Raw genomic sequence first — 22039 nt, 5'->3', positions numbered from 1 at the left:
GCGCGATCAATAGCGCCAGTTGAAGCCGATCAGGAAGCGACGACCATAATCCTGGTAGTCGATGATTTCCTGAGGACGGCCGGGGTTGAAGGTGACGAACGGTTCGTTCGTCAGATTCTGGGCCTGGGCGAGCAGGGTGAGGCCCTTCAAGGCGCCGCCCTGGATTTCATAGCTGATCTGCGTGTCGAGGATCAGCTCGCCATCGGCACGGCGGCGCTGGTTGCCACCGCCGAAGCCGCGCAGTTCGCCCAGGAACGACGACCGGGTGCGCATGGAGGCGCGGGCCGAGAAGCCGTTCTTTTCGTAATAGCCGGTCAGGTTGGTGACCCAACGCGAATAGCCGGGCAGATCATCCGGGCTGGCACCCGGCGACGGCGCCACCTTGGACTTGGTCCAGGCCACCGAGCCGTTGATGCCGAAGCCATCGAGCGCCTGGGTGAAGGTGCTGAACGGCAGCTGGCCCGACAGTTCGGCGCCATAGAGCTGGCCACCGTTGCCGTTCACCCACTGGGTGACGAAGCCCTGGCGTGTCAGCGGTTCCGGCACGCCCGACGGCAGCGGGAAGCCGGTGAAGTTGAACGGCTGCGCCACTTCGTAGATGTAGCTCTTCAGATCCTTGTAGAAGCCGGCCAGTGCGACATAGCCCTTGCCGTTGAAATATTTTTCAACCGACAGGTCGATGGCGTTGGCGCGCCACGGCCGCAGCTTCGGGTTACCGCCGCCGCCGCCCCAGGGGGTGACGCCGGGGGTCTGACCCAGGGCCGGGTTGAAGTTGTAGTTGATGGCGGCGCGCATGTCGTCCATGCGCGGGCGGGCGAGCTGGCGGGCAACGCCGAGGCGGACGACCACGTCGCTCGGCAGGCGCAGCGACAGGTTGGCCGACGGCAGCACATCGGTGTACTTGGCGCCATCGGTGCGCAGCGTCGAGATGACGCCGGCGCCGCTGCCCGAGGAGACCAGCGCGGTCGAGCTCTGATCGACACTGACCACCTGGACGCCGACGTTGCCGGTCAGCTTGGCATCGCCGATGTCGGCGTTGATCTTGCCCATCACCCAGCCGGTGAAGACCTTTTCACGCACCGTCCAGCCCTTGGTGTTCACATCCGCGTTCGGGTTGCGCACCAGGTTGTAGATGCCGCTGTTCAAGAGGGCGATCGGGTCATAGCTGACCATCGGACCCAGGCCGAGGAAGCCGAGGTTGGTGGTGCCAAGCCGCTGATCGGTGGGAATGGCAACGCTGGTCAGACCATCGGCGTTGCCCTTCAGACCCAGGAAATATTCATCCGGGGTCAGCTTCTTTTCGCGGTTGGTGTAGTTGGCACCGACCTGGATGGCGCTGATCGGGCCATCGAGCTTGCGCTCCACCTGGGCGCGGAAGGCATAGAGCTCGTCGCTGATCTGGCGGTCGTTGTAATAGCCATCCTGCCCGTTGCGGATCGGCTGGCCGCCCGGGTTGGCGACATCACCGCCCCAGCCCTGCGGGCTGGTCAGGCGGATGAGGTTATAGTCGCCATAGTTGAGCGTCGGGCGGAAGGTGGCGCCGCGATCGGTCATGGTGAAGCCCAGACTGTCGGTGGCGCCCAGCGCGTTGCGCCCGGTGCCGGAATAGGTTTCCAGCACCAGTTCCGAACGGTCGATGCCCGAATAGCTGGCATCGCCGATCACCTGCCAATCGTCATTTTCCCACTTCAGGTTGATGCCGCCCGAATAGAGATCGGCGCTCTTGCGGTTGGCATCGTTGCGCACGACGCCCTTGACGCCGTTGAAGGTGCCGTTGGTGACGAGGCCGTTGGCGGTCTGGAAGCCGGGGGCGAGCTGGGCGGCCGACCAGAACAGCGGCAGTTCGATGCCGCGCAGGATCTGGTCTTCCTTGAACTTGCTGTAATAGCCGTCGAAGGCAACGGTCAGATCTTCGGTCGGCTTGAATTCCAGGGCGCCGGTGATGCCGGTGCGCTGCAGGCGGACGCTGTCGACATAGGATTTGCTGCCGCCGATCACGGTGTTCGACGCGTTGGCGTTGGGATAGCCCCAGGCGTTGAAGCGTTCGGTTTGCGTGGGCGAATCGATGTGGCTGATGCCGAGCAGCACGCCGACCTTGCCATCGGCAAACTGGTCGACATAGAGCGCCGAACCGCGCCAGCCGAACTGCTTGGAACCGGCGTTCAGGCGGCCGTTGTCGGTATATTCATAGCGGGCGCCGACCGAGATGACCTGCTTGCCATAGGACAGCGGGCGGATGGTCTGCAGATCGACGGTGCCCGACAGGCCCTGCGCCACCAGGCTGGCGTCCGGGGTCTTGTAGACCAGCACCTGGTTGATGACTTCGGCCGGATATTGATCGAACTCGACCGAGCGGTTGTCACCGTTGGTGACCTGTTCGCGGCCGTTGAGCAGGGTGGACGAGAAGTCGGGCGCGAAGCCGCGGATCGAGATGACCTGGCTGCGGCCGTTGAGGCGCTGCGTCGTCAGGCCGGGCAGGCGGGCGATGGCATCGGCGATCGAGTTGTCGGGCAGGCGGCCGATGTCTTCGGCGCTAACCGATTCGATGATGCGATCAGAGTTCAGCTTGTTTTCCAGCGCCACCTGCAGCGAGCGGCGGTAACCGGTGACGACCAGTTCCTCGGCTTCGGTGTCGGCGGTGGCGGCCTGCGGCTGGGCCGGCTGGGCGGTTTGGGCCTGGGCGGCCCCGGCAATCAGAAGCAACGGGCTGGCCGCACCGGCCAACAGGGTTGCGCGCACAAAATCGGTTCGCATTGGTTTCATCCCCCCAAAAGCGCCGCACCGGCCCTTCAGGGGCCTTTCACACATGCGGTGTTTCAGCAGGGCATTTGTGACGTGACTGCAACATGCGGCGCAATATCGCCGCATGTCCGGACATACGTATTCACGTGGCAATTATGTCACGCTAGTCTTTCCCCAACAAAAGCATACGTATGCAATTGAGATGGTGGGGGAGGGTGACCGGGCCGATGGCACGGGTGACCAGTTTCGATATCGCCGCACTGGCCGGGGTTTCGCAGCCCACGGTGTCGCGCGCGCTGTCGGGCAACCCGGCGGTTTCCGATGAAACCCGCGCCAAGGTGTTCGCCGCTGCCGCCGCGCTGAATTACAAGGTGGACAAGAACGCATCGAACCTGCGGCGGCAGGCGACGCGCACGCTGGCGCTGCTGTTCTTCGAGGATCCGGCGCCGGGCGAGACGCAGATCAACCCGTTTTTCCTGTCGATGCTGGGATCGATCACCAAGGCCTGCGCCGCCAATGGCTATGACCTGTTGATCAGTTTCCAGGAATTGTCGGGCAATTGGCACGTGGATTATGAGGATGCGCGCAAGGCCGATGGGCTGATCCTGCTGGGTTATGGCAATTATCTGGAATATCTGCCGCGGCTGCAGCAGCTGGTGGCGCAGGGCACGCATTTCGTGCGCTGGGGCAGTTTGCGGCCAGGCCAGCTGGGCACCACCATCGGCAGCGACAATCTGGGCGGCGGGCTGGCGGCGACGCGCCACCTGATCGAACGCGGGCGGCGGCGCATCGCCTTCATCGGCACCGCCAATGAAGGAGCGCCGGAGTTTCTGGACCGGGCCGAAGGCTGGCGGGCAGCGCAGGCCGAAGCCGGGCTGGTGGCCGATCCGGCCCTGATGCGCAGCGCCAGCAGCAGCGAGGAGGAAGGGCTGGAGGCCGCGCGCGACCTGCTGGCCAGCGCCGCGGATTTTGATGCGATCTTCTGTGTGAGCGATCTGGTGGCGATTGGCGCCATGCGGGCGCTGGCCGAAGCCGGGCGGCGCGTGCCCGATGATGTGGCGGTGGTGGGCTTTGACGATCAGCCGGCGGCGAGCCTGACCAGCCCGCCCCTGACCACGGTGGCGCAGGATGCCCGCCATGCCGGCACGGTGCTGGTGGAAACCCTGCTGGCACGGCTGCGCGGTGATGTGCCCAGCCCGCAGGCGCTGCCGGCGCGGCTGGTGGTGCGGGGATCGAGTTAGGCGGCTTTTGGTGCTGCGCAGTGGCGGGCGATGAAGGCGGCGTGGGTGGGCATTTCGGCCGCCGCTTCCCGCATGACGCGGGCGAGGCCTGACAACAGGCGCGGCGCGTCGACATTGGCGGCGCGGGCATCGGCGAGCGGATCATAACGCCGGGGCAGGTTGAATTGGCCGACATGCACGGCCAGCCAGCTGGCGTTGAGGAAGAGTTCGGGCCCATCCGAAACCAGCCGGCCGTGGCTGGCGAAATGGGCGATCTTGTTGGCCAGCGTGTCGGGGATGGGCATGGCGGCGCAGTGGCGCCACATCGGCTCGTCGCGGCTGTTCAGGTGATAATGGAGGATGAGGAAATCGCGGATGCGTTCCCACTCGGTGGTGGAGGCGCGGTTGAACTCGTCACGGACATGGGCATCCATGGCGCGCGTGGGCCACAGGGCGAGGAGGCGCATCAGGCCCGATTGGACAAGGTGGAGCGAGGTGGATTCCAGCGGCTCCATGAAGCCGGCGGCAAGGCCGATGGCGACGACATTGTGGGCCCAACTTTGCGCGCGGCGGCCGGTGGTGAAGCGAAGCAGGCGGGGATCGGCCAGCGCCGGGCCGTCGAGATTGGCCATCAATATGGCGGCGGCTTCATCCTCGCCCATGAAGGCGCTGGAAAACACGTGGCCGTTGCCGATGCGGTGTTGCAGCGGGATGCGCCATTGCCAGCCCGCCGCGTGCGCGGTGGAGCGGGTGTAGGGGGTGAAGCCGGCGCCATCGGTGCCATTGGCGTGGGCGCAGGGCACGGCAAGCGCCCGGTCGCAGGGGAGCCAGTGCGTCCAGTCGATGAAGGGCGTTTCGAGCGTTTCGGCAATGAGGAGCCCGCGGAAGCCGGAGCAGTCGATCCAGAATTCGGCATCGATCTGGCGGCCATCGGCGAGCGTGATGGCGGTGATGTGGCCGGTTTCGCCGTCGCGGGCGACACCGGTGATGCGGCCTTCGTGGCGGGTGACGCCCAGGTTTTCGGCGAGCGCGCGCAGGGCCCGGGCATAGAGGCCGGCATCGAAATGATAGGCATAATCGAAGGTGGACTGCACCAGCCGGCGATCCTGTGCCGGCGGGACGAAGCGGTTGGATTTGGCGGCGACCCAGGCCATGGAATAATCATCCAGCGGGGTGGGATCGCCGGCCAGCCGCTGCCGGTTCCACCAATGGTGCATGGCAACGCTGTCGAAATCGGCGCCAAAGGTGCCGAACGGGTGGAAATAGCGGTGGTCGGCCTTGCCCCAGCCGACAAATTCGATGCCGAGCTTGAACGACCCTTGCGTGGCGCGGACGAAATCGGCCTCATTGAGGCCGAGCATCTGGTTGAAGAGCTTGATCGGCGGGATGGTGGCTTCCCCGACGCCGACGGTGCCGATCTCTTCGGATTCAACCAGGTGGATGGCAACGCCGTGGGGCAGGTTGCGGGCTAGTGCGGCGGCAGCCATCCAGCCGGCCGACCCGCCGCCGACGATGCAGACGGACCTGATATTGTCGTCCCTCACGCCTCCACCCCCCTGGGGATGATGTGGCCGGTGCGGGGCAGCAGGGATTTCAGCAGCGGCCCGGCCATGATGGTGGTGACCACCGCCATGACGACGAGCATGGTGAAGACATTGGGCGGGATGACGCCAAGATCGCGGCCGATGTTCAGCACGATCAGCTCCATGAGGGCGCGGGTGTTCATCAGGCTGCCCAGCACGGCGGATTCGGCCGGGGTGTAGCCGGCAAGGCGGGCGGCGCCATAGACAGGGACGATCTTGGCCAGGATGGCCACGGCGAGCACGACCGCCAGCCACGACAGATCCTCAAGGCCAAGGCCGAGCAGGTTGGTGCGCAAGCCCGTGTAGGTGAAGAAGACCGGCAGGAAGAAGACGAGGACAAAGCCGCCAACCTGGCCCTTCCACGCCGCCACGAAGCCGGTGTGGCGGTGCATGATGAGGCCGCCAAGGAAACCGCCGAAAATGGCGAAGATCCCCAGCTTGTAGGTGCAGATGGCCAGCCCGAACACCAGCGCCAGCATGGCGGCCATCAGCGTGGGATCGATGCGCCCGCCGGTGGTGGGGAAGGCCGCCACCAGCCGGCTGGCCAGCGGGGCGAGCACGAAGCGCGCAATCACCAGCAGCGTGCCGATGCCGGCCAGTTGCAGCGCCAGGCCCAGCCCGGAAAAGCGTGCCGCCGCCAGCGCCGAGATGGAGGCGAGCATCACCCAGCCGGCAACATCGTTCACCGCGGCGGCCGAAATGGCAACGACGCCAACCGGTTTGTCGGTGAGGCCGAACTGGGCGAGGATGCGGCCCAGGATGGGCAGCGCGGTGATGGCCAGCGCATTGCCGAAGAACAGCGCATAGAGGGTGGGATCGATGCCGGGCGCCAGGATCGGCGCGGTGATCCAGCCCAGCGCGAGCCCGCCGGCCAGCGGCACCAGCACCGATGCGGCGGCGATCAGCGCGGCGCCCTTGCGGTGCTGGGGGCTTTCCAGATGGCCGAATTCGAATTCGCTGCCGATCTGGAACATCAACAGGGTAAGGCCGATCTGGCTGATGATGGTGATGGCCGGCGCCGGGCTGGCGCCAAACAGGCTGATCGACAGATCTGGCGCCAGCGCGCCGAGCAGCGAGGGCCCCAGCATCAGGCCGGCAATGATCTCGCCCACCGCGCCGGGCTGGCCCAGGCGGCGGGCGACAATGTTCAGCGCCCGCGCCGCGCCGATCATGATGATCAACTGGATCAGCACGCTGAACAACAAATCTTCGTTGGCGTGCACGCCGGTGGTCATGATGCTGGCCCCATCCCTATCGGCCGCATTGCATAAACGTCATTTGGCCATCAGGCAAAGCGCCAGACGATCACGGCGGTGGCTGCCAGCAGGGCAATGGCCAGCACGCGATAATTGGCCCAGAGCGGCGTTCCGGCCAGTGCGGCGGTTTCGGCATCGAAGAAGCCGCGGTTCCACAACAGGCCTTCGGTTTTTTCCGGCGGCGGCGGCGGCGCGGAGAGCGAGCCGACGACCATGGCGAGCGCCGATGCGGCGAGCAGGATCGGCGCCACGTGCAGGAAGTGGATCTTGAGGCTGCCGGTGACGTTGATGGCGAAGAACAGGCCGATGCCGATGACGAGGCCGGCAATGATGGCGGCGGCGGCCCCGCGGGCGTTGGCACGCGGCCAGAACAGGCCGATCAGGAACACCGCAACGATGGGCGGCGCGGTGTAGCTGAGGGCGCCTTGCAGATATTGCCACACGCTGCCGAAGCGTTCGATCTGCGGCGCGACGACCACCGCGATGGCGAGGAACACGCAGGTGGCGAGCCGGCCGGTGAGCACCAGCCGCTTGCCATCCAGATCGGGGTTCCAGTGGCGGGCGAAATCCATGGTGAACAGGGTCGCCGCCGAATTGAAGGTGGAGGCGGTGGCCGACATGATCGCAGCCAGGAAGCCGGCGACGACGAGGCCCAACAGGCCGGTGGGCAACAGATCGAACATCAGCGTGGGATAGACGAGATCGGGGGTTTTCAGCGCCGGATAGAGCAGGATGGCGCAGGTGCCGGGCAGCACCATCAGCCACAGCACCGGCAGCTTGAGCAGCCCGGCGAACAGGCTGCCCCAGCGGCCATGATCAAGATTGCGGGCGCTCAACACGCGCTGCACCATGAACTGGTTGGTGCACCAGAAATAAAAGCCCAGGATCGGCACGCCGGTGAGGAGGCCGGTCCACGGCACGGACGGATCATCCATCGGGCGGATCAGCGACAGCTTGGCCGCCGGCACGCTGGCGACGATGCGATCCCAGCCGCCGACCGCATCAAAGGCCGCGAACGACAGCACCACGGCGGCGCCGAGCAGGATCACCGCCTGCAACACCTCGGTATAGAGCACCGCCTTCAGGCCGCCGATGATGGTGTAGATGCCGGCCAGCACGGCCAGGGCCATGATCATCTGCCACAGCGGCACGCCGGGGAAGATCAGGGAGAGCATCAGCGCGCCGCCATAGAGGGTGGCGGCCTTGTCCACGAAGACGCTGAGGAAGATGGTGAGGCCGGAGAAATAGGCGCGGGTGCCGCGGCTGAAGCGGCGTTCAAGGAATTCCGGCATGGTATAGACCTGGGCGCGGATGATGAACGGCAGGAAGAAGATGCAGAAGAACACCAGGATGACGCTGGCCATCCATTCATAATTGTAGACGGCAATGCCGTTGGCATAGGCCGCCCCGGCCAGCCCGATCAGCGTGGCGGACGAGATGTTGGAGGCAAGCAGCGACAGGCCGATCACCGGCCACGCGCTGTCACGGCTGGCGAGGAAGAAATCGGTGCCGCTGGCCTGTTTGCGCCCGGCCCACAGGCCCAGCCCGATGACCACCAGCGCATAGGCGGCGACCACGGCCCAATCCAGCCCGGCCAACCCGCGCGCGAACACATCCTGCCCCATGTTGATCCATCCCCTTTTGCCCAACGGGTGCCATGGCCGGGCGGGGCCGGCAATGGTGGGCGCACGGGTATTCGTATGCAGTCCCTCACCATCCCGCTCGTCATGCGGAACCTGTTTCGGCATCCATTGGAGTGCGTCTCGCAACGCGCGCCCGTTGCGGCATGGTCCCATGGATGCTGCCACCCGTTCAGCATGACGTGGTTCTCAAGGGGAAGGCGGGCGGCCGCTGCCGCGCGGCATCACATCAATTGACACATCGGGCACAGCAGGTCGCGCCAAGTATGCCATCTGCGGAGAATTTCATTGGTCAGCATCCATGCAGATTTCGATGCTGTCACCGTAATTTTGTTTATGGTTTCATGGCCTAGAGCTCTACCAACCTGTCAGTGATCGGCGGATCTTTTTTCTCAGGATAAAAGGGCTTTTTGATGAGCAGTCCAACAAAAAGCGTTCCGTGAATGCCTGTCACAGTCTTCTTGTCCAATACGGTCGAATAAACTCTATCCATGATATTCCCTGCCTGTTTTTCTACCTCGCGATCAAAAAAATCTTCTACAAATTCAATATCTTGCCCTTCGGCCGGGAAAATTTTCGAGAAATCATCGTCTGACGCCTCAAAAATATCATATGTGCAATTAATTCCATCATCCACGACCAATATATTCTTCAAGCTCGCTCTCCTCTCAATGCTGTTGTGGTCGCTTGCTACAACCGAGGAATCCGAGAACACTATAAGAAACTGCCCGTTGGCGCATCCTCTTTTGGCTCTGGCCCGCGCTTCGGATGAGCGCGGCGCGCTGCCGTTATCGTGGGCTTGGCGCACCGCCACCGCAGCCTAGGATGTGCCCATGCGCCCTGTTGCCCTGATCGGTGCCGGCTGTTCCGGTTTCACCACGGCCAAGCGGCTGGTGGATGAAGGCATTGCCTTTGACTGGTTCGAAACGTCGGACCGGATTGGCGGCAACTGGGCCTATGACAATCCCAACGGCATGAGCAGCGCCTATCAATCGCTGCACATCGACACGTCGAAATGGCGGTTGCAGTTCGAGGAGTTTCCGTGACGTGCACCCCTGAATTGGTCCCATTTTTGGGTAGAGTCCGTTTCTCGAGGAGACGGACGCATGAAGCGGAGCAGGTTTTCGGACGAGCAGATCATTGGGATCGTGAAGGAGCAGGAGGCGGGCATGGCGACTGCCGAGGTCTGCCGGCGGCACGGGATCAGTTCGGCGACGTTCTACAAATGGAAGGCCAAGTACGGTGGCCTGGAGGTGTCCGAGGCCAAGCGGCTTCGGTCGCTGGAGGATGAGAACGCCAAGCTGAAGAAGCTGCTGGCGGAGGCGATGCTGGATATCGCCGTGTTGAAAGACATCAGCTCAAAAAAATGGTGACGCCCGACGCGAAGCGGAATGCGGTCGCCCATGCCCGGGAGACGTTCGGGCTGAGCGAGCGGCGGGCGTGTCGTCTGATCGGTGTCGCGAGGCGGGTGGTTCGATATGAACCGACCCGTCCCGATGATGCTGGCTTGCGCACCAGGTTGCGTGAGCTGGCTGGCGAACGGCGGCGGTTCGGCTATCGGCGCCTGGGGTATCTGCTGGCGCGCGAAGGGCATGCGCCGAACCACAAGAAGCTCCTGCGGATCTACCGGGAAGAAGGGTTGAAGGTGCGCCGCCGTGGCGGCCGCAAGCGGGCGTTGGGCACCAGGGCACCTATGACGATGCCGCAGGGGCCGAACCAGCGCTGGTCACTCGACTTCGTCAGTGATGCGTTCGCCTGCGGCCGGCGCTTCCGCATCCTGTGCGTGGTCGACGACTTCACGCGTGAGTGCCTGGCGCTGGTGGCCGACACGTCGCTGTCCGGTGCAAGGGTGGCGCGGGAGTTGGACAGCTTGGCGGCCGTCCGCGGCAAGCCGCTGACGGTGGTCAGCGACAATGGCACCGAACTGACCTCGACCTCCATCCTGCGCTGGGCACAGGAGCGGCAGGTGGAATGGCACTACATCATGCCGGGCAAGCCGACGCAGAACGCCTTCGTGGAGAGCTTCAATGGCCGGCTGCGCGACGAATGCCTGAACGAGACCCTGTTCACATCGCTGGCGCACGCCAGATCGATCCTCGCGGCCTGGAAGCACGACTACAACACCGTCAGGCCGCACTCGAAACTGGGCGGATGCACCCCTGCCGAGATCGCCGGCCAACGGGGTTGGGGGCATGCCCCCAACCCCGTTGCCATCACATCAACCATCAGCCATCAAAGCACAGGACTCTACTTCTGATCGGTACCAATCAGGGGTGCACGTCATCCGGTGCCGACGGACTGGCCGGATTTTCCGCACCACAGCCTGATCAACCAATATTTCAACGCCTATGTCGATCATTTCGGCCTGCGGGGGCGGGTCCAGTTTGAAACGCCGGTGCTGGCGGTGGCGCGGCGGGGGGATGGCGGTTGGGATGTGACCACCCGGCATGGCACCCGCGCCTATCGTGCCGTGGTGGTGGCCAATGGCCATCACTGGAGCCCGAACCGGCCGGTGTGGGACGGGGCGTTTGATGGCCCCATCATCCACGCCCATGACTATCGCACGCCGTTCGCGCCGCTGGATCTGATCGGCAAGCGGGTGCTGGTGGTGGGCATGGGCAACAGCGCGGTGGATATCGCATCGGAACTGGGCCAGCGCAGCATCACGGCGCGCTGCATTGTTTCGACCCGGCGCGGCGTGTGGGTGCTGCCCAAATATTTCAACGGCGTGCCGGCCGACAAGCAGGCGGCGCCGCCCTGGCTGCCGCTGGGGCTGGCGCGCTGGATCGGGCGGCGCAAGGTGAAGAGCCTGGTGGGCAACATGGAAGATTATGGCCTGCCGGCGCCCGATCACGAGCCGCTGGACGCGCACCCGACGGTGAGCGGCGAGTTTCTGACCCGGGTGGGCAGTGGCGACATCGTCGTGCGCCCGGCGATTGCCCGGCTGGACGGCGATGGCGTATTGTTCAGCGATGGCAGCCGCGAGGCGGTGGACGCGATCATCACCGCCACCGGTTACAACATCGATTTTCCGTTCCTGAACCCCGACGACGCGCCGGTGGTGGACAATCATATCCCGCTGTTCAAGCGCATGGTGCAGGCTGATCCGGCCTTGCACGGCCTGTGGTTCATGGGCCTGGCGCAGACGTTGCCGACGCTGGTCAACCTGGCGGAGCAGCAATCAAAGCTGCTGGTGGCGTGGCTGACCGGCCGCTATGCGCTGCCGCCGCCCGACGAAATGGCCCGGGTGATCGTGGCGGAGGAGCGGAAATATCAGGGCCATTATTATGCCAGCCGCCGCCACACCATGCAGGTGAATTTCGAGCCTTATGTGGCCGATCTCGCCGCCGAGATCAGGCGGGGGGCGAAGCGGGTTCGGCCGGCGGCGGCAGCGGTTGGCGCCCGAGCAGGATGAAGCGGCCCCACAGCAACAGGGCCGACAGCAGGCTGGCGGCGATGATCGCCCAGATCAGGCCATCGACGCCGCCGCCGGATTTCACCCCCAGCCACCAGGCCAGCGGCATCATCACCACCACATAGGAAAACATGTGGGTGGCGGTGGGCACCACGATATCGGAGCGGGCGCGCAGCGATTGGGCGCCCACCACCTGCAGGCCATCGGCGAGGAAGAACAGGCTGGAGAGGATCATCGCGCTGGCGATGCCGGTGATGACGGCGGGATCGCGCGAATAGGCCGACGCGATCAGATCCGGCACCAGCCAGACGCCGGCCGAGACCAGCAGCAGCAGCACGGTGGTGACGGCAAAACCCTGCCCTGCCGAGGCCAGCATCGCCACCCGATCACGCGCGCCATAGGCGCGGCCGACCAGCACCGAGGTGGCGACCGACAGGCCGAGCGGCACCATGAAGATCAGCGCTGCCACGTTGATGACGACGGCCCAGACCGCGACCGCCGTGGCGCTGATCCAGCCGGCGAACACCGCCATGGCCGAAAAGGCGAGGGATTCGATGAAATAGCTGCCAGCCGCGCCATAGCCGACGCGCCGCATCGCCTGCGCGGCGGCGGGATCATCGGGGGCGGAGGCGAACACGCCATAATCCCGCGCCTTGTCCCACCGGATGATGATGATGGCGAGCGCAATGAGCAGGAAGCCGCGGCTGGCAAAGGTGGCCCAGGCGCTGGCAACGGCGCCTTCGACGCCGAGCAGATTGCCGCCGGGCACCAGCCACAGATTGACGGCGAGGTTGATGATGTTGGCGAGCCACATGGCGATGGTGCCGGGCAGGGCACGGCCGTGCGCTTCCAGCCAGAACAGGCCGGCATCGGCGATGATGATCGGGATCAGCGAGACCGCCTGCACCTGCAGCACCGGGGTGGCGCCTTCGGCGAGCCCCGGCGCCATGTGGAAGGCGGTGAGGATCGGCCCGCCGGCCAGGGCGAGGAAGGCGGCAAAGCTGATCGCGATCCAGCCGGCATAGGCAAGACCGCGGCGCAGGATGGCGCCGGTGTCGGCCGCGCGGCCTTCGCCGATGGCCTGGCTGGTCATCACCTGCACGCCGTGCAGCAGGCCCAGCGCGGTGGTGAGCACCACGCCGGTGACCGCCCAGGCCAGCGCGTGATAGCCGAGATCAGCCGAGCTGTGGCGGCCGACGACGATGGTATCGACAAGGCCCATCGCCATGATGCCCAGGCGCGAGGCGACCACCGGCGCCGCCAGCGTGGCGAGCGCGCGCAGGCCGGAACCGGCCGCCTGATCATGATCGGGGGCCTGCCCCATGGTCTTGTTCTCGTTGTGGTTGCAGGCGGCTCATACAGGGGCCGGCCGCGGGGGGCAAATCCGGCAAAGGCAATTGACGTTGACCGGCGAAGCGGCGGCGGCAAGATGCAGGCCTGCACCATGGCGCCGGAGGGGCGCCGGTTTCGGGGGGAAACAGCATGCGCAGCATCATCATGGCCGCCGCCCTGGGCCTGATCGCCACGCCGGCGATGGCCGTAACCACCAAAATCTATGTCTCCGGCCAGGGCGGCACGCCGGTGGACCAGACGCTGGCCGGGCCGCAAACGGTCACCGATGTGTTTGGGGCCAGCAGTTATACGGCATCGGCCGCGGCTGGCGTGCTGAAGGCCGGGGCGGGCTCCACCGCGCCAGCCGGGGTGGGGGCATGCTGCACCTACCAGCCGGAAGGCATCGGTGTGACCACCAGCTTCACCGATGTGCTGACGATGAACACGCCGGGCATCAGTTCGGGCAGCTTCACCGCCAGCCTGTTGATCGATGGCACGCTGACGGCCGATTCCGCCGGCTTGCCCAGCAGCGGGGTGTTCTCCTTTGCTGCAGTGGAAATCCTGGTGCGCGTGGCCAGCCTGCCCGATCCAGTGTTCAGTTTTTCCTATACCCGCAGCAATTACAATGGTTTCATTGCTGGCTCGGGCAGCCTGAACGGCATGCGCTATTCCGGGCCGCTGATCGGCGCCTTTGATTTTTCCATCCCGTTTGATTCGCTGGTTGGTCAGGAGGTGACGGTGCAGTTGTTCTGCGGCACCAACACCGCCACGCTGCAGGCCGGCGACAGCGCCAGTGCCGCCTGCGATTATTCCCACACGCTGGTGTGGGGCGGGGTGAGCCAGGTGCTGGACGGCATGGGCGCGCCGGTGACCAATTACAGCCTGACCGGGGCGACCGGGGCCAATTATGCCGGCAGTTTTGCCGGGGCTGTGCCGGAACCGGCCAGCTGGGCGATGATGCTGGCCGGCTTTGGCCTGGCGGGTGCGGCGCTGCGCCGGCAGCGGCGGGCGCTGCCGGCCTGAGCGGCCTTATTTGCCCATCAGGCGCAGCACTTCGGAACGGCTGCTCGGTTCGTCGCGGAACACGCCCATCATGCGGCTGGTGGTCATCACCACGCCGGGAGTCATCACGCCGCGCGCCGACATGCAGGCGTGGGTGGCCTCGATCACCACGGCGACGCCAACGGGATCGAGATGGGTCTGGATGCAATCGGCGACTTCGGCGGTGAGCCGTTCCTGCACCTGCAGGCGGCGGGCATAGCCGTGCAGCACGCGCGCCAGCTTGGAAATGCCGACCACGCGGGCGCGCGGCAGATAGGCGATATGGCCCTTGCCGATGATGGGCGCCATGTGATGTTCGCAGTGGGACTGGAACGGGATGTCGCGCAGGATGACGATCTCGTCATAGCCGCCCACCTCAGCGAAGGTGCGCGACAGGTGCAGGCCGGGATCTTCGGCATAGCCCTTGGTGTATTCGCGCCAGGCCTTGGCGACACGCTTGGGCGTGTCGAGCAGGCCTTCGCGGGTGGGATCATCGCCGGTCCAGCGGATCAGCGTGCGCACCGCCTCTTCGGCTTCGGCCTGCGGGATGGTGACGAAATCGGCCGGCGCCGGTGCGTCCATCGGGGCATCATCGTCATAAATGGCGGAGGTCATGAGGGAAAACTCCAGCTTGAGGCATCAGCCTGGCCCGCTGCGGCCGGACATGAGACAGGGGAGCGCGCGGCCTAGGCGGATAAGCCTGTGCCGACAATCGCGCCATTGTCGCAGCCGCGCCTGCTCGCCGCAGCTGAAAATGCCAAGTGACGAAGCGGTTAGCCGGCCGCGCTTTGATCAGCCGGCGGCGCGGGCGCGGCTGGCGCGCTTGCGCTCGTGCGGATCGAGGTGGATCTTGCGCAGGCGGATGTGGTTGGGCGTCACCTCCACCAGCTCGTCCTCGTCGATATAGGCGATGGCCTGTTCCAGGGTGAGCTTCTTGGGCGGGCTCAGCTGGATGGCATCATCCTTGCCGCTGGCGCGGAAGTTGGTGAGCTGCTTCGATTTCAGCGGGTTGACCTCCAGGTCTTCCTCGCGGGCATTCTCGCCGATGATCATGCCCTGATACACCGCCTCACCCGGCGCGATCATCAGCGTGCCGCGCGGCTGCAGATAGCCGAGCGCATAGGCCACGGCCTCGCCATTGTCGGTGGAGATGAGGACGCCGTTCAACCGGCCGGAAATCGGGCCCTTGTAGGGGCCATATTTTTCGAACAGCCGGTTCATGATGCCGGTGCCGCGCGTGTCGGACAGGAATTCGCCATGATAGCCGATCAGGCCGCGCGACGGGGCGGAGAAGGTGAGGCGGGTCTTGCCGCCGCCCGACGGGCGCATGTCGGTCATCTCGGCCTTGCGCTGGGCCATCTTCTCGACAACCGTTCCGCTGAACTGCTCGTCCACGTCGATGACGACGGTTTCATAGGGCTCGGTGCGGTTGCCGGCTTCGTCCTTGTCGAAGATCACGCGCGGGCGGCTGATCGACAGTTCAAAGCCTTCGCGGCGCATGGTCTCGATGAGCACGCCCAGCTGCAGTTCGCCGCGGCCGGCGACTTCGAACGCATCCTTCGAAGGCAGTTCGGTGATGCGGATGGCGACATTGCCTTCGGCTTCGCGGGCGAGCCGGTCAGCAATCATGCGGCTGGTGACCTTGCTACCATCCTTGCCGGCATAGGGGCTGTCGTTGACGCTGAAGGTCATCGACAGGGTGGGCGGATCGATCGGCTGGGCGGCCAGCGCTTCGGTCACGCTCTGCTCGGCGATGGTGTCCGCAACCGTGGCCTTGGTCAGGCCGGCGAGCGCGATGATGTCACCCGCCTTGGCTTCCTCCACCGGCACGCGTTCCAGGCCGCGGAAGGCGAAGATCTTCGAGGCGCGGCCGACTTCGGCGACATTGTTGTCGGGGTTCAGCGCGTGGATCTGGCTGTTGACCTTCAGCGTGCCCGACATCACGCGGCCGGTGAGGATGCGGCCAAGGAAATTGTCGCGATCAAGCAGGGACACCAGCATGCGGAACGGCGCTTCGGGATCGCCCGACGGCGACGGCACATGGCCGACGATCTTTTCGAACAGCGGGGTGAGATCGCCCGAGCGCACATCATCGGTGGGGCCGGCATAGCCGCCACGGCCGGAGGCATAGAGCACCGGGAAATCCAGCTGTTCATCGTTGGCGTCGAGCGTGACGAACAGATCGAACACTTCGTCGAGCACTTCGGAGGCGCGGGCATCGGGCCGGTCGATCTTGTTGACGACGACAATCGGCCGCAGGCCGAGCGCCAGGGCCTTGCCGCAGACGAACTTGGTTTGCGGCATCGGGCCTTCGGCGGCATCGACCAGCAGAATCACGCCATCGACCATCGACAGGATGCGTTCCACCTCACCGCCGAAATCGGCGTGGCCGGGCGTGTCGACGATGTTGATGCGGGTGCCGTTCCATTCGATGCTGGTGCACTTGGCCAGGATGGTGATCCCGCGTTCCTTTTCCAGATCGTTGGAATCCATGGCCCTTTCGGCCACGCGCTGGTTGTCGCGGAAGGTGCCGGACTGGCGGAACAGCTGGTCGACCAGCGTGGTCTTGCCATGGTCGACGTGCGCGATGATCGCGATGTTGCGGGTGGTCATGATGTGGAATGTTCCGGACAGCGGGTGGGGGCGTCACCGGCACCACGCCGGCAGAATCGGCTGCGCCCATAGGGCAAGGCCGGGAATTGGGCAAGAATGCACTGCTGCAATGCGGCATGAAACCCTGCAACATCCTTGATGACACGTTGACTCCGGCCGCGCTGCTGGGCCAAGGCTGACGCCCGGCGGTGAGGGTCAGCCGATGGATGAGGACGACAAGGACAGTGTTGCCGTGCCAGACACGCCGCCGCTGCGACGGCCACCGATGAGCGTGGGCGCCCTGCTGGCCGAAACCCGCGCCGCCGCTGGCCGCGAACTGGCCGATATTGCCCGCGAAACCCGGGTGCCGCTGCGCCATCTGATGGCGATCGAGGCCGATGATCATCGCGCCCTGCCGGCCCTGCCCTACGCCCTGGGCTTTGTGAAGAATTATGCCCGCAGCATCGGCCTGGATGCTGAAGCGGTGGCGGCCCAGTTCCGCGCCGAAACCAGCCTGATGCCGCATGTGCCGACAGCGCCGGTGTCACCGCCACTTGAAGAGGCGCGGTTGCCGTCGCGCGGCCTGGCCTGGGGCAGCCTGGGCCTGCTGGCGGCTGTGGTGATTGGCCTGGGCCTCTATGGCGCCGGGGTGTTTGATGCGCCGCCACCGCCGCCGCCGGTGGCAAGCCCCGAAGATGTGGCGCCTGCACCAGTTGCGCCTGCGCCGGTTGCCGCTGCGCCGTCCTATGGCGGTGCGGTGCATATGGCCGAACCTCTGGCCGATCCGGCTGCCACACCTGCCGCAGCACCGGCCATCCCCACGGCCGGGCCGGTGGTGTTGCTGGCGCGCGAGGATGTGTGGCTGAAGATTTATGACCGCACCACCCGCCGCCGCGCCTTCATGGGCGTGCTGGCCGCCGGGGAACGTTATGAGGTCCCGGCCGGTTCGGACCTGGTGCTGCGCGCCGGCAAGGCCGGGGTGATCGAGGTGAGCGTTGCTGGCGTGAAGCTGCCGCCGCTGGGCGGGCCGGTCCAGACGATTGATGGCGTGGTGCTGACGGCGCCGGCGCTGGCGGCGCGCTTTGATCCGGCTGCGCCGCCGCCGGCTCCGCCCGTGCTGCGCCCGCGCCGGGCGCTTGTTCAGGTGCCGGCAATGCCCGCGGCGGCAAATCAGGGCTCGGCGCCGGCCAGCCCGGCCGCTGCGCCGCCGCAACCCGCCAATCCTGGAGCCTGACCCAAGTGCGTTTCGTCCTGCCTGCCCTGATGATCCTGGCCGTGCCTGTTCCGCTGGCGGCGCAGGCGGTGGATGTCGGCAAGCTGGACAAGCGGGTGGGCAAGCTGGAGGCCGAGATGCGCGCCGTGCAGCGCAAGGTGTTTCCCGGCGGCGACAATCGCTTTTTCGCGCCGGAAACCCCCACCGAAGCACCGCCGCCGGCTCCGGCCCCCGAAGCCGCACCGGCGACAAGCCCGATCGTTGACCTGACGGCACGGGTGGAAGGGCTGGAGGCCAGCCTGAAGGGCCTGACCGGCCAGATCGAGGCCATCGAATACAAGCTGCGGGCGCTGGAAGACGCCCAGCGCCGCATGAAGGGCGATGTCGAATTTCGCCTGAACGCGCTGGAAAAGCCGCCCGAGCCGGCCGCCGATGCCGCTGCGGACGCGCCCGCCGTCGGTGCTGCCGCGCCTGCCCCGGCCGGCCCCGCCCCGGGCAAGCCGACGGCCACGCCTGCCAAGCCGGCTGCAGCCGCCGCAGCGCCCAAGACCGCCGATGCGGCCTGGGCTGGTGCTTATCCCAAGGTGACGGCGAAGGACTGGCCGGGCGTTGAAGCCGCCATGACCCAGTTCATCGCCGATTGGCCGAAATCGCCGCGTGTCGCGCAGGCCAGATATTGGCTGGGCCGCAGCTTTGCCGCCCGCAATCAGCAGCCGCAGGCGGCAAAGGCGTTCCTGGATGTGTATCAGACGGCGCCGCGATCGGCGCCGGCGCCGGACGCGCTGATCGGGCTGGCTGGCGCATTGAATGCCATGGCCAAGCCCAAGGATGCCTGCCAGGTGCTGGGCGAGCTGGACAGCGTGTATGGCGCCAAGCTGACCGACACGCAGAAGGCCGATGCCGGCCGCCAACGCACCAAGGCCAAGTGCCCGGCCTGACGCCAGCACCCGGTTCGACGCTGCCCGATGCCGCCGCGCTGACCGCGCATGCACTGGGCCGGCCGGTGCGGCCCGATGAACGTCTGGCCATCGCGGTTTCGGGCGGGCCCGACAGCCTGGCGCTGCTCACGCTGGCCGCCGCCGCCTTTCCCGGCCGCATCACGGCGTTGACGGTGGATCATGGCCTGCGCGCTGCTGCGGCCGCTGAAGCCGCCGGGGTGGCGGCGCAATGCGCGGCGCGCGGCCTGCCCCATGTGATCCTGCGCCGCGACGGCCCGCCGATCCGCGCCAATGTGCAGGCCGCTGCCCGCGCCGCCCGCTATGCCCTGATGGCCGATTGGTGCCGCGCCCATGGCCATGGCCTTTTGCTGACGGCGCATCACGCCGACGATCAGGCCGAAACCCTGTTGATGCGCCTGAACCGCGCCAGCGGCGGCGATGGCCTCGCTGGCATCCGGGCGCGGCGCGATCTGGGCGGCGTGCTGCTGGTGCGGCCGCTGTTGGCGCTGCGCCGTGCCGAACTGGGTGCGATTACGGCGGCGGCTGGCTGGCAGAGCGTCGATGATCCGGCCAACCATGATCCGCGCCATGATCGCACGGCGGTGCGGGCGCTGCTGGCCGCCACGCCGGCGCTGGATGCGGCGGCGCTGGCGGCGGCAGCAGCGCATCTGGCGGCCGAGGCCGAGGCGCTGGCCTGGGCCGCCGATCTGGCCTGGCGCAGCCGGGTGGAGGCGGTGGGGCCGGCGTTGATCCTTGATGTGGCGGGCCTGCCGGCTGCCCTGGTGCAGCGGCTGCTGGCGCGGGCGGTGGCGCAATCTGGCGGGGCGCCGGCGCGGGGCGGCGCGGTGGCGCGGCTGGCGGCGCGACTCGGGGCCGGGCAGGCCGGTACGCTGGCGGGGGTGCGCTGCCGCGTGTTGCCTGGCCAGGGCGTGCGCTGGCAGGTGATTGCGGCCCCGGCGCATCGGGTGCCCCTAAAAAAGCCATGAACACGCCGATAATGTCGATGTGAGGCGGGGCAGAACAGCACAGGCCAATTGCAACATGGCCAATCCGCCCTATTTTGGTGACAGGCGCCGTTCTTGTGCATGGCCGGCGCGCGTAACACAGGAACTTGCCCATGTCTGAAGGCCCCAACAAGCGACCGCCCAGCCCCTGGATGCGCAATCTGGGCTTGTGGCTGGTCATCCTCATCGGTCTCGCCGTCGCGGTGAACCTGATGCAAGGTTCGGGCAGCAGCAGCAGCGCGGGCACGATCGCCTATTCGGATTTCCTCGCCCGCGTTGACGATGGCGCGGTAAAATCGGTGGAGATCAAGGGCGACGAGATTGTTGGCAAGACCAGCAGCGACGAGGAGTTCAAGACCTACAACCCCGGCGACAATGTGCTGATCGAGCGGCTGCGCCAGAAGGGTGTGCGCTTTGACGCCAAGCCGGAGGAAAGCCGCTCGCTGCTGGCGCAATTGTTCTTCAACATGCTGCCGTTCATCCTGATGATCGGCATCTGGATCTTCGTGATGCGCCAGATGCAGAATGGCGCCGGCCGCGGCGCCATGGGCTTTGGCAAGAGCCGGGCCAAGATGCTGGTGCAGAAGGAAGGCCGGGTGACGTTTGACGATGTTGCCGGCATCGACGAGGCGCGCGAGGAGCTGCAGGAGATTGTCGATTTCCTGAAGGACCCGAGCCGGTTCAGCCGGCTGGGCGGCAAAATTCCGAAGGGCGCGCTGCTGGTTGGCCCGCCGGGCACCGGCAAGACGCTGCTGGCCCGCGCCATTGCCGGCGAGGCCAATGTGCCGTTCTTCTCCATTTCCGGTTCGGATTTCGTCGAGATGTTTGTGGGCGTGGGTGCCAGCCGCGTGCGCGACATGTTCGAACAGGGCAAGAAGAGCGCGCCGTGCATCATCTTCATCGATGAAATCGACGCGGTCGGCCGCAGCCGTGGCGCCGGCCTGGGCGGCGGCAATGACGAGCGCGAGCAGACGCTGAACCAGCTGCTGGTGGAGATGGACGGTTTCGATGCCAACGAGGGCATCATCATCATCGCCGCCACCAACCGCCCGGATGTGCTCGATCCCGCCCTGCTGCGCCCCGGCCGGTTTGACCGGCAGGTGGTGGTGGGCCGGCCGGACATCGAAGGCCGCGAGAAGATCCTTTCGGTGCACATGAAGAAGGTGCCGCTGGCCCCCGATGTGAACGCCCGCACCATCGCGCGCGGCACGCCGGGCTTTGCCGGGGCCGATCTGGCCAATCTGGTGAACGAGGCAGCGCTGCTGGCGGCGCGGCGCGGCAAGCGGCTGGTGTCGATGCGCGAATTTGAAGACGCCAAGGACAAGGTGCTGATGGGCGTTGAGCGCAAGACGATGGCGATGACCGAGGACGAGAAGAAGATGACCGCCTATCACGAGGCCGGCCATGCGCTCGTCTCGCTGCACGAGCCGGCGTCGGACCCGATCCACAAGGCCACGATCATCCCGCGCGGCCGCGCGCTGGGCATGGTGATGCGCCTGCCGGAGCGTGACCAGTATAGCTATCACCGTGACAAGATGTATGCGAACCTGGCGGTGGCCATGGGCGGCCGTGTCGCCGAAGAGCTGATCTTCGGCTATGACAAGGTCAGCTCCGGCGCTTCGTCGGACATCAGCTATGCCACCGATCTCGCCCGTTCGATGGCGACGCAGTGGGGCATGTCGGACAAGCTGGGGCCGCTGAAATATGTGGAGAACCAGGAAGAGGTGTTCCTGGGCCACAGCGTGACGCGGGCGCAGAACATGTCGGAGGAGACCGCCCGGCTGATCGACAGCGAGGTGCGCACCATCGTCAACGCCGGTTATGACCGCGCCAAGCAGGTGCTCAACGACCATATCGACCAGCTGCATGCCATTGCCGGCGCCCTGCTGGAATATGAGACGCTGACCGGCGACGAGATCAAGACGGTGATGGAAGGCGGCACCATCGATCGCGGCAGTGCGACCACCACGCCGGTGGCGCGCCCGTCGGCTTCGGGGGCGGCGATTCCGAAGGCCGGCCGGCGTGGCACCGGCCTGGGTGAGGCGCCGGCTGGCGCGTGAAGT

Annotated in this window: 17 protein-coding genes; 9 read left to right on the top strand and 8 right to left on the bottom strand. The window is 66.2% G+C overall.

The genetic code is table 11. The annotated features are described in order from the left end of the window. Positions 1 to 6: 6 nt before the first annotated feature. Complete coding sequence (locus AC6BOR_RS07505; protein ID WP_498060551.1) at positions 7 to 2754, bottom strand: TonB-dependent receptor; 2748 nt, start codon at positions 2752 to 2754, stop codon at positions 7 to 9. A 215-nt stretch (positions 2755 to 2969) separates the two neighbouring features. Here AC6BOR_RS07505 and AC6BOR_RS07500 point away from each other — a divergent pair, with 215 nt between their 5' ends. Continuing rightward, positions 2970 to 3983 carry a LacI family DNA-binding transcriptional regulator gene (locus AC6BOR_RS07500; RefSeq protein ID WP_498060550.1) on the top strand — a complete coding sequence of 338 codons (1014 nt, stop codon included), beginning with the start codon at positions 2970 to 2972 and terminating at the stop codon, positions 3981 to 3983. On the opposite strand, the gene AC6BOR_RS07495 is transcribed toward AC6BOR_RS07500, so the two are convergent. The 4 genes from AC6BOR_RS07495 to AC6BOR_RS07480 all read right to left on the bottom strand — a co-directional run bounded on the left by AC6BOR_RS07495 (position 3980) and on the right by AC6BOR_RS07480 (position 9255). Next, positions 3980 to 5506 (bottom strand): tryptophan halogenase family protein, encoded by a 1527-nt coding sequence (locus AC6BOR_RS07495; RefSeq protein WP_498060549.1) that lies wholly within the window; start codon positions 5504 to 5506, stop codon positions 3980 to 3982. The two genes, AC6BOR_RS07500 and AC6BOR_RS07495, sit on opposite strands and share 4 nt — an antisense overlap. Further along, a complete protein-coding gene (locus AC6BOR_RS07490) occupies positions 5503 to 6780 on the bottom strand; it encodes a cation:proton antiporter (RefSeq protein WP_498060548.1) in 1278 nt (425 codons plus the stop codon). Before AC6BOR_RS07490 ends, AC6BOR_RS07495 begins: the two co-directional genes overlap by 4 nt. A 50-nt stretch (positions 6781 to 6830) precedes the next feature. Then, on the bottom strand, positions 6831 to 8426 hold the full coding sequence (locus tag AC6BOR_RS07485) for a sodium:solute symporter (protein WP_498060547.1): 1596 nt from the start codon (positions 8424 to 8426) through the stop codon (positions 6831 to 6833). Between the two features lie 364 nt (positions 8427 to 8790). Continuing rightward, on the bottom strand, positions 8791 to 9255 hold the full coding sequence (locus tag AC6BOR_RS07480; RefSeq protein ID WP_498060546.1) for a DUF8220 family protein: 465 nt from the start codon (positions 9253 to 9255) through the stop codon (positions 8791 to 8793). A 19-nt stretch (positions 9256 to 9274) separates the two neighbouring features. On the opposite strand from AC6BOR_RS07480, the gene AC6BOR_RS07475 reads away from it, so the two are divergent. The 3 genes from AC6BOR_RS07475 to AC6BOR_RS07465 all read left to right on the top strand — a co-directional run bounded on the left by AC6BOR_RS07475 (position 9275) and on the right by AC6BOR_RS07465 (position 11856). Next, a complete protein-coding gene (locus tag AC6BOR_RS07475; RefSeq protein WP_498060545.1) occupies positions 9275 to 9487 on the top strand; it encodes an NAD(P)-binding protein in 213 nt (70 codons plus the stop codon). Between the two features lie 60 nt (positions 9488 to 9547). Beyond that, positions 9548 to 10698 (top strand): IS3 family transposase gene (locus AC6BOR_RS07470; RefSeq protein ID WP_498058281.1). Its coding sequence is split into 2 segments (ribosomal slippage): positions 9548 to 9800 and positions 9800 to 10698, totalling 1152 coding nucleotides; the frame shifts between segments, so codons are not numbered across the junction. A gap of 30 nt (positions 10699 to 10728) precedes the next feature. Then, on the top strand, positions 10729 to 11856 hold the full coding sequence (locus AC6BOR_RS07465) for a flavin-containing monooxygenase (protein WP_498060544.1): 1128 nt from the start codon (positions 10729 to 10731) through the stop codon (positions 11854 to 11856). On the opposite strand, the gene AC6BOR_RS07460 is transcribed toward AC6BOR_RS07465, so the two are convergent. Beyond that, the gene (locus tag AC6BOR_RS07460; protein ID WP_498060543.1) at positions 11795 to 13180 is read right to left on the bottom strand and encodes an MATE family efflux transporter; all 1386 of its coding nucleotides are present in this window, start codon (positions 13178 to 13180) and stop codon (positions 11795 to 11797) included. The two genes, AC6BOR_RS07465 and AC6BOR_RS07460, sit on opposite strands and share 62 nt — an antisense overlap. 158 nt (positions 13181 to 13338) lie before the next feature. On the opposite strand from AC6BOR_RS07460, the gene AC6BOR_RS07455 reads away from it, so the two are divergent. Beyond that, entirely contained in the window at positions 13339 to 14211 is an 873-nt protein-coding gene (locus AC6BOR_RS07455) for a PEPxxWA-CTERM sorting domain-containing protein (RefSeq protein WP_498060542.1), read from the top strand. A gap of 6 nt (positions 14212 to 14217) precedes the next feature. Here the strand turns inward: AC6BOR_RS07455 and folE are convergent, their stop codons facing one another. Next, positions 14218 to 14811 carry a GTP cyclohydrolase I FolE gene (gene folE, locus AC6BOR_RS07450; protein WP_086116192.1) on the bottom strand — a complete coding sequence of 198 codons (594 nt, stop codon included), beginning with the start codon at positions 14809 to 14811 and terminating at the stop codon, positions 14218 to 14220. Positions 14812 to 15021: 210 nt separating this feature from the next. Beyond that, entirely contained in the window at positions 15022 to 16842 is a 1821-nt protein-coding gene (gene typA, locus AC6BOR_RS07445) for a translational GTPase TypA (RefSeq protein ID WP_498060541.1), read from the bottom strand. A gap of 202 nt (positions 16843 to 17044) precedes the next feature. On the opposite strand from typA, the gene AC6BOR_RS07440 reads away from it, so the two are divergent. The 4 genes from AC6BOR_RS07440 (at position 17045) to ftsH (ending at position 22036) form a co-directional block, all read left to right on the top strand. Continuing rightward, positions 17045 to 18055, top strand: coding sequence for a helix-turn-helix domain-containing protein (locus AC6BOR_RS07440; protein ID WP_498060540.1), 1011 nt, complete (start codon positions 17045 to 17047; stop codon positions 18053 to 18055). Positions 18056 to 18060: 5 nt separating this feature from the next. Next, positions 18061 to 18972: a tol-pal system YbgF family protein gene (locus tag AC6BOR_RS07435; RefSeq protein ID WP_498060539.1), complete on the top strand. Its 912-nt coding sequence runs from the start codon at positions 18061 to 18063 to the stop codon at positions 18970 to 18972. Continuing rightward, positions 18960 to 19958, top strand: coding sequence for a tRNA lysidine(34) synthetase TilS (gene tilS, locus AC6BOR_RS07430; RefSeq protein ID WP_498060538.1), 999 nt, complete (start codon positions 18960 to 18962; stop codon positions 19956 to 19958). Before AC6BOR_RS07435 ends, tilS begins: the two co-directional genes overlap by 13 nt. A 131-nt stretch (positions 19959 to 20089) precedes the next feature. Next, positions 20090 to 22036, top strand: a complete 1947-nt coding sequence (ftsH, locus tag AC6BOR_RS07425; RefSeq protein WP_498060537.1) for an ATP-dependent zinc metalloprotease FtsH — start codon at positions 20090 to 20092, stop codon at positions 22034 to 22036. The last annotated feature ends 3 nt before the right edge of the window (positions 22037 to 22039 follow it).

The organism is Sandarakinorhabdus sp. FBCC-B8862 (assembly GCF_059745315.1).
This window is presented reverse-complemented; position numbering and strand designations above follow the sequence as displayed.

Coding starts and splice junctions, on each gene's coding strand:
- AC6BOR_RS07505 (WP_498060551.1), bottom strand. CDS start 2,754: ATGCGAACCGATTTTGTGCGCGCAACCCTGTTGGCCGGTGCGGCCAGC.
- AC6BOR_RS07500 (WP_498060550.1), top strand. CDS start 2,970: ATGGCACGGGTGACCAGTTTCGATATCGCCGCACTGGCCGGGGTTTCG.
- AC6BOR_RS07490 (WP_498060548.1), bottom strand. CDS start 6,780: ATGACCACCGGCGTGCACGCCAACGAAGATTTGTTGTTCAGCGTGCTG.
- AC6BOR_RS07485 (WP_498060547.1), bottom strand. CDS start 8,426: ATGGGGCAGGATGTGTTCGCGCGCGGGTTGGCCGGGCTGGATTGGGCC.
- AC6BOR_RS07475 (WP_498060545.1), top strand. CDS start 9,275: ATGCGCCCTGTTGCCCTGATCGGTGCCGGCTGTTCCGGTTTCACCACG.
- AC6BOR_RS07460 (WP_498060543.1), bottom strand. CDS start 13,180: ATGGGGCAGGCCCCCGATCATGATCAGGCGGCCGGTTCCGGCCTGCGC.
- AC6BOR_RS07455 (WP_498060542.1), top strand. CDS start 13,339: ATGCGCAGCATCATCATGGCCGCCGCCCTGGGCCTGATCGCCACGCCG.
- folE (WP_086116192.1), bottom strand. CDS start 14,811: ATGGACGCACCGGCGCCGGCCGATTTCGTCACCATCCCGCAGGCCGAA.
- typA (WP_498060541.1), bottom strand. CDS start 16,842: ATGACCACCCGCAACATCGCGATCATCGCGCACGTCGACCATGGCAAG.
- AC6BOR_RS07440 (WP_498060540.1), top strand. CDS start 17,045: ATGGATGAGGACGACAAGGACAGTGTTGCCGTGCCAGACACGCCGCCG.
- ftsH (WP_498060537.1), top strand. CDS start 20,090: ATGTCTGAAGGCCCCAACAAGCGACCGCCCAGCCCCTGGATGCGCAAT.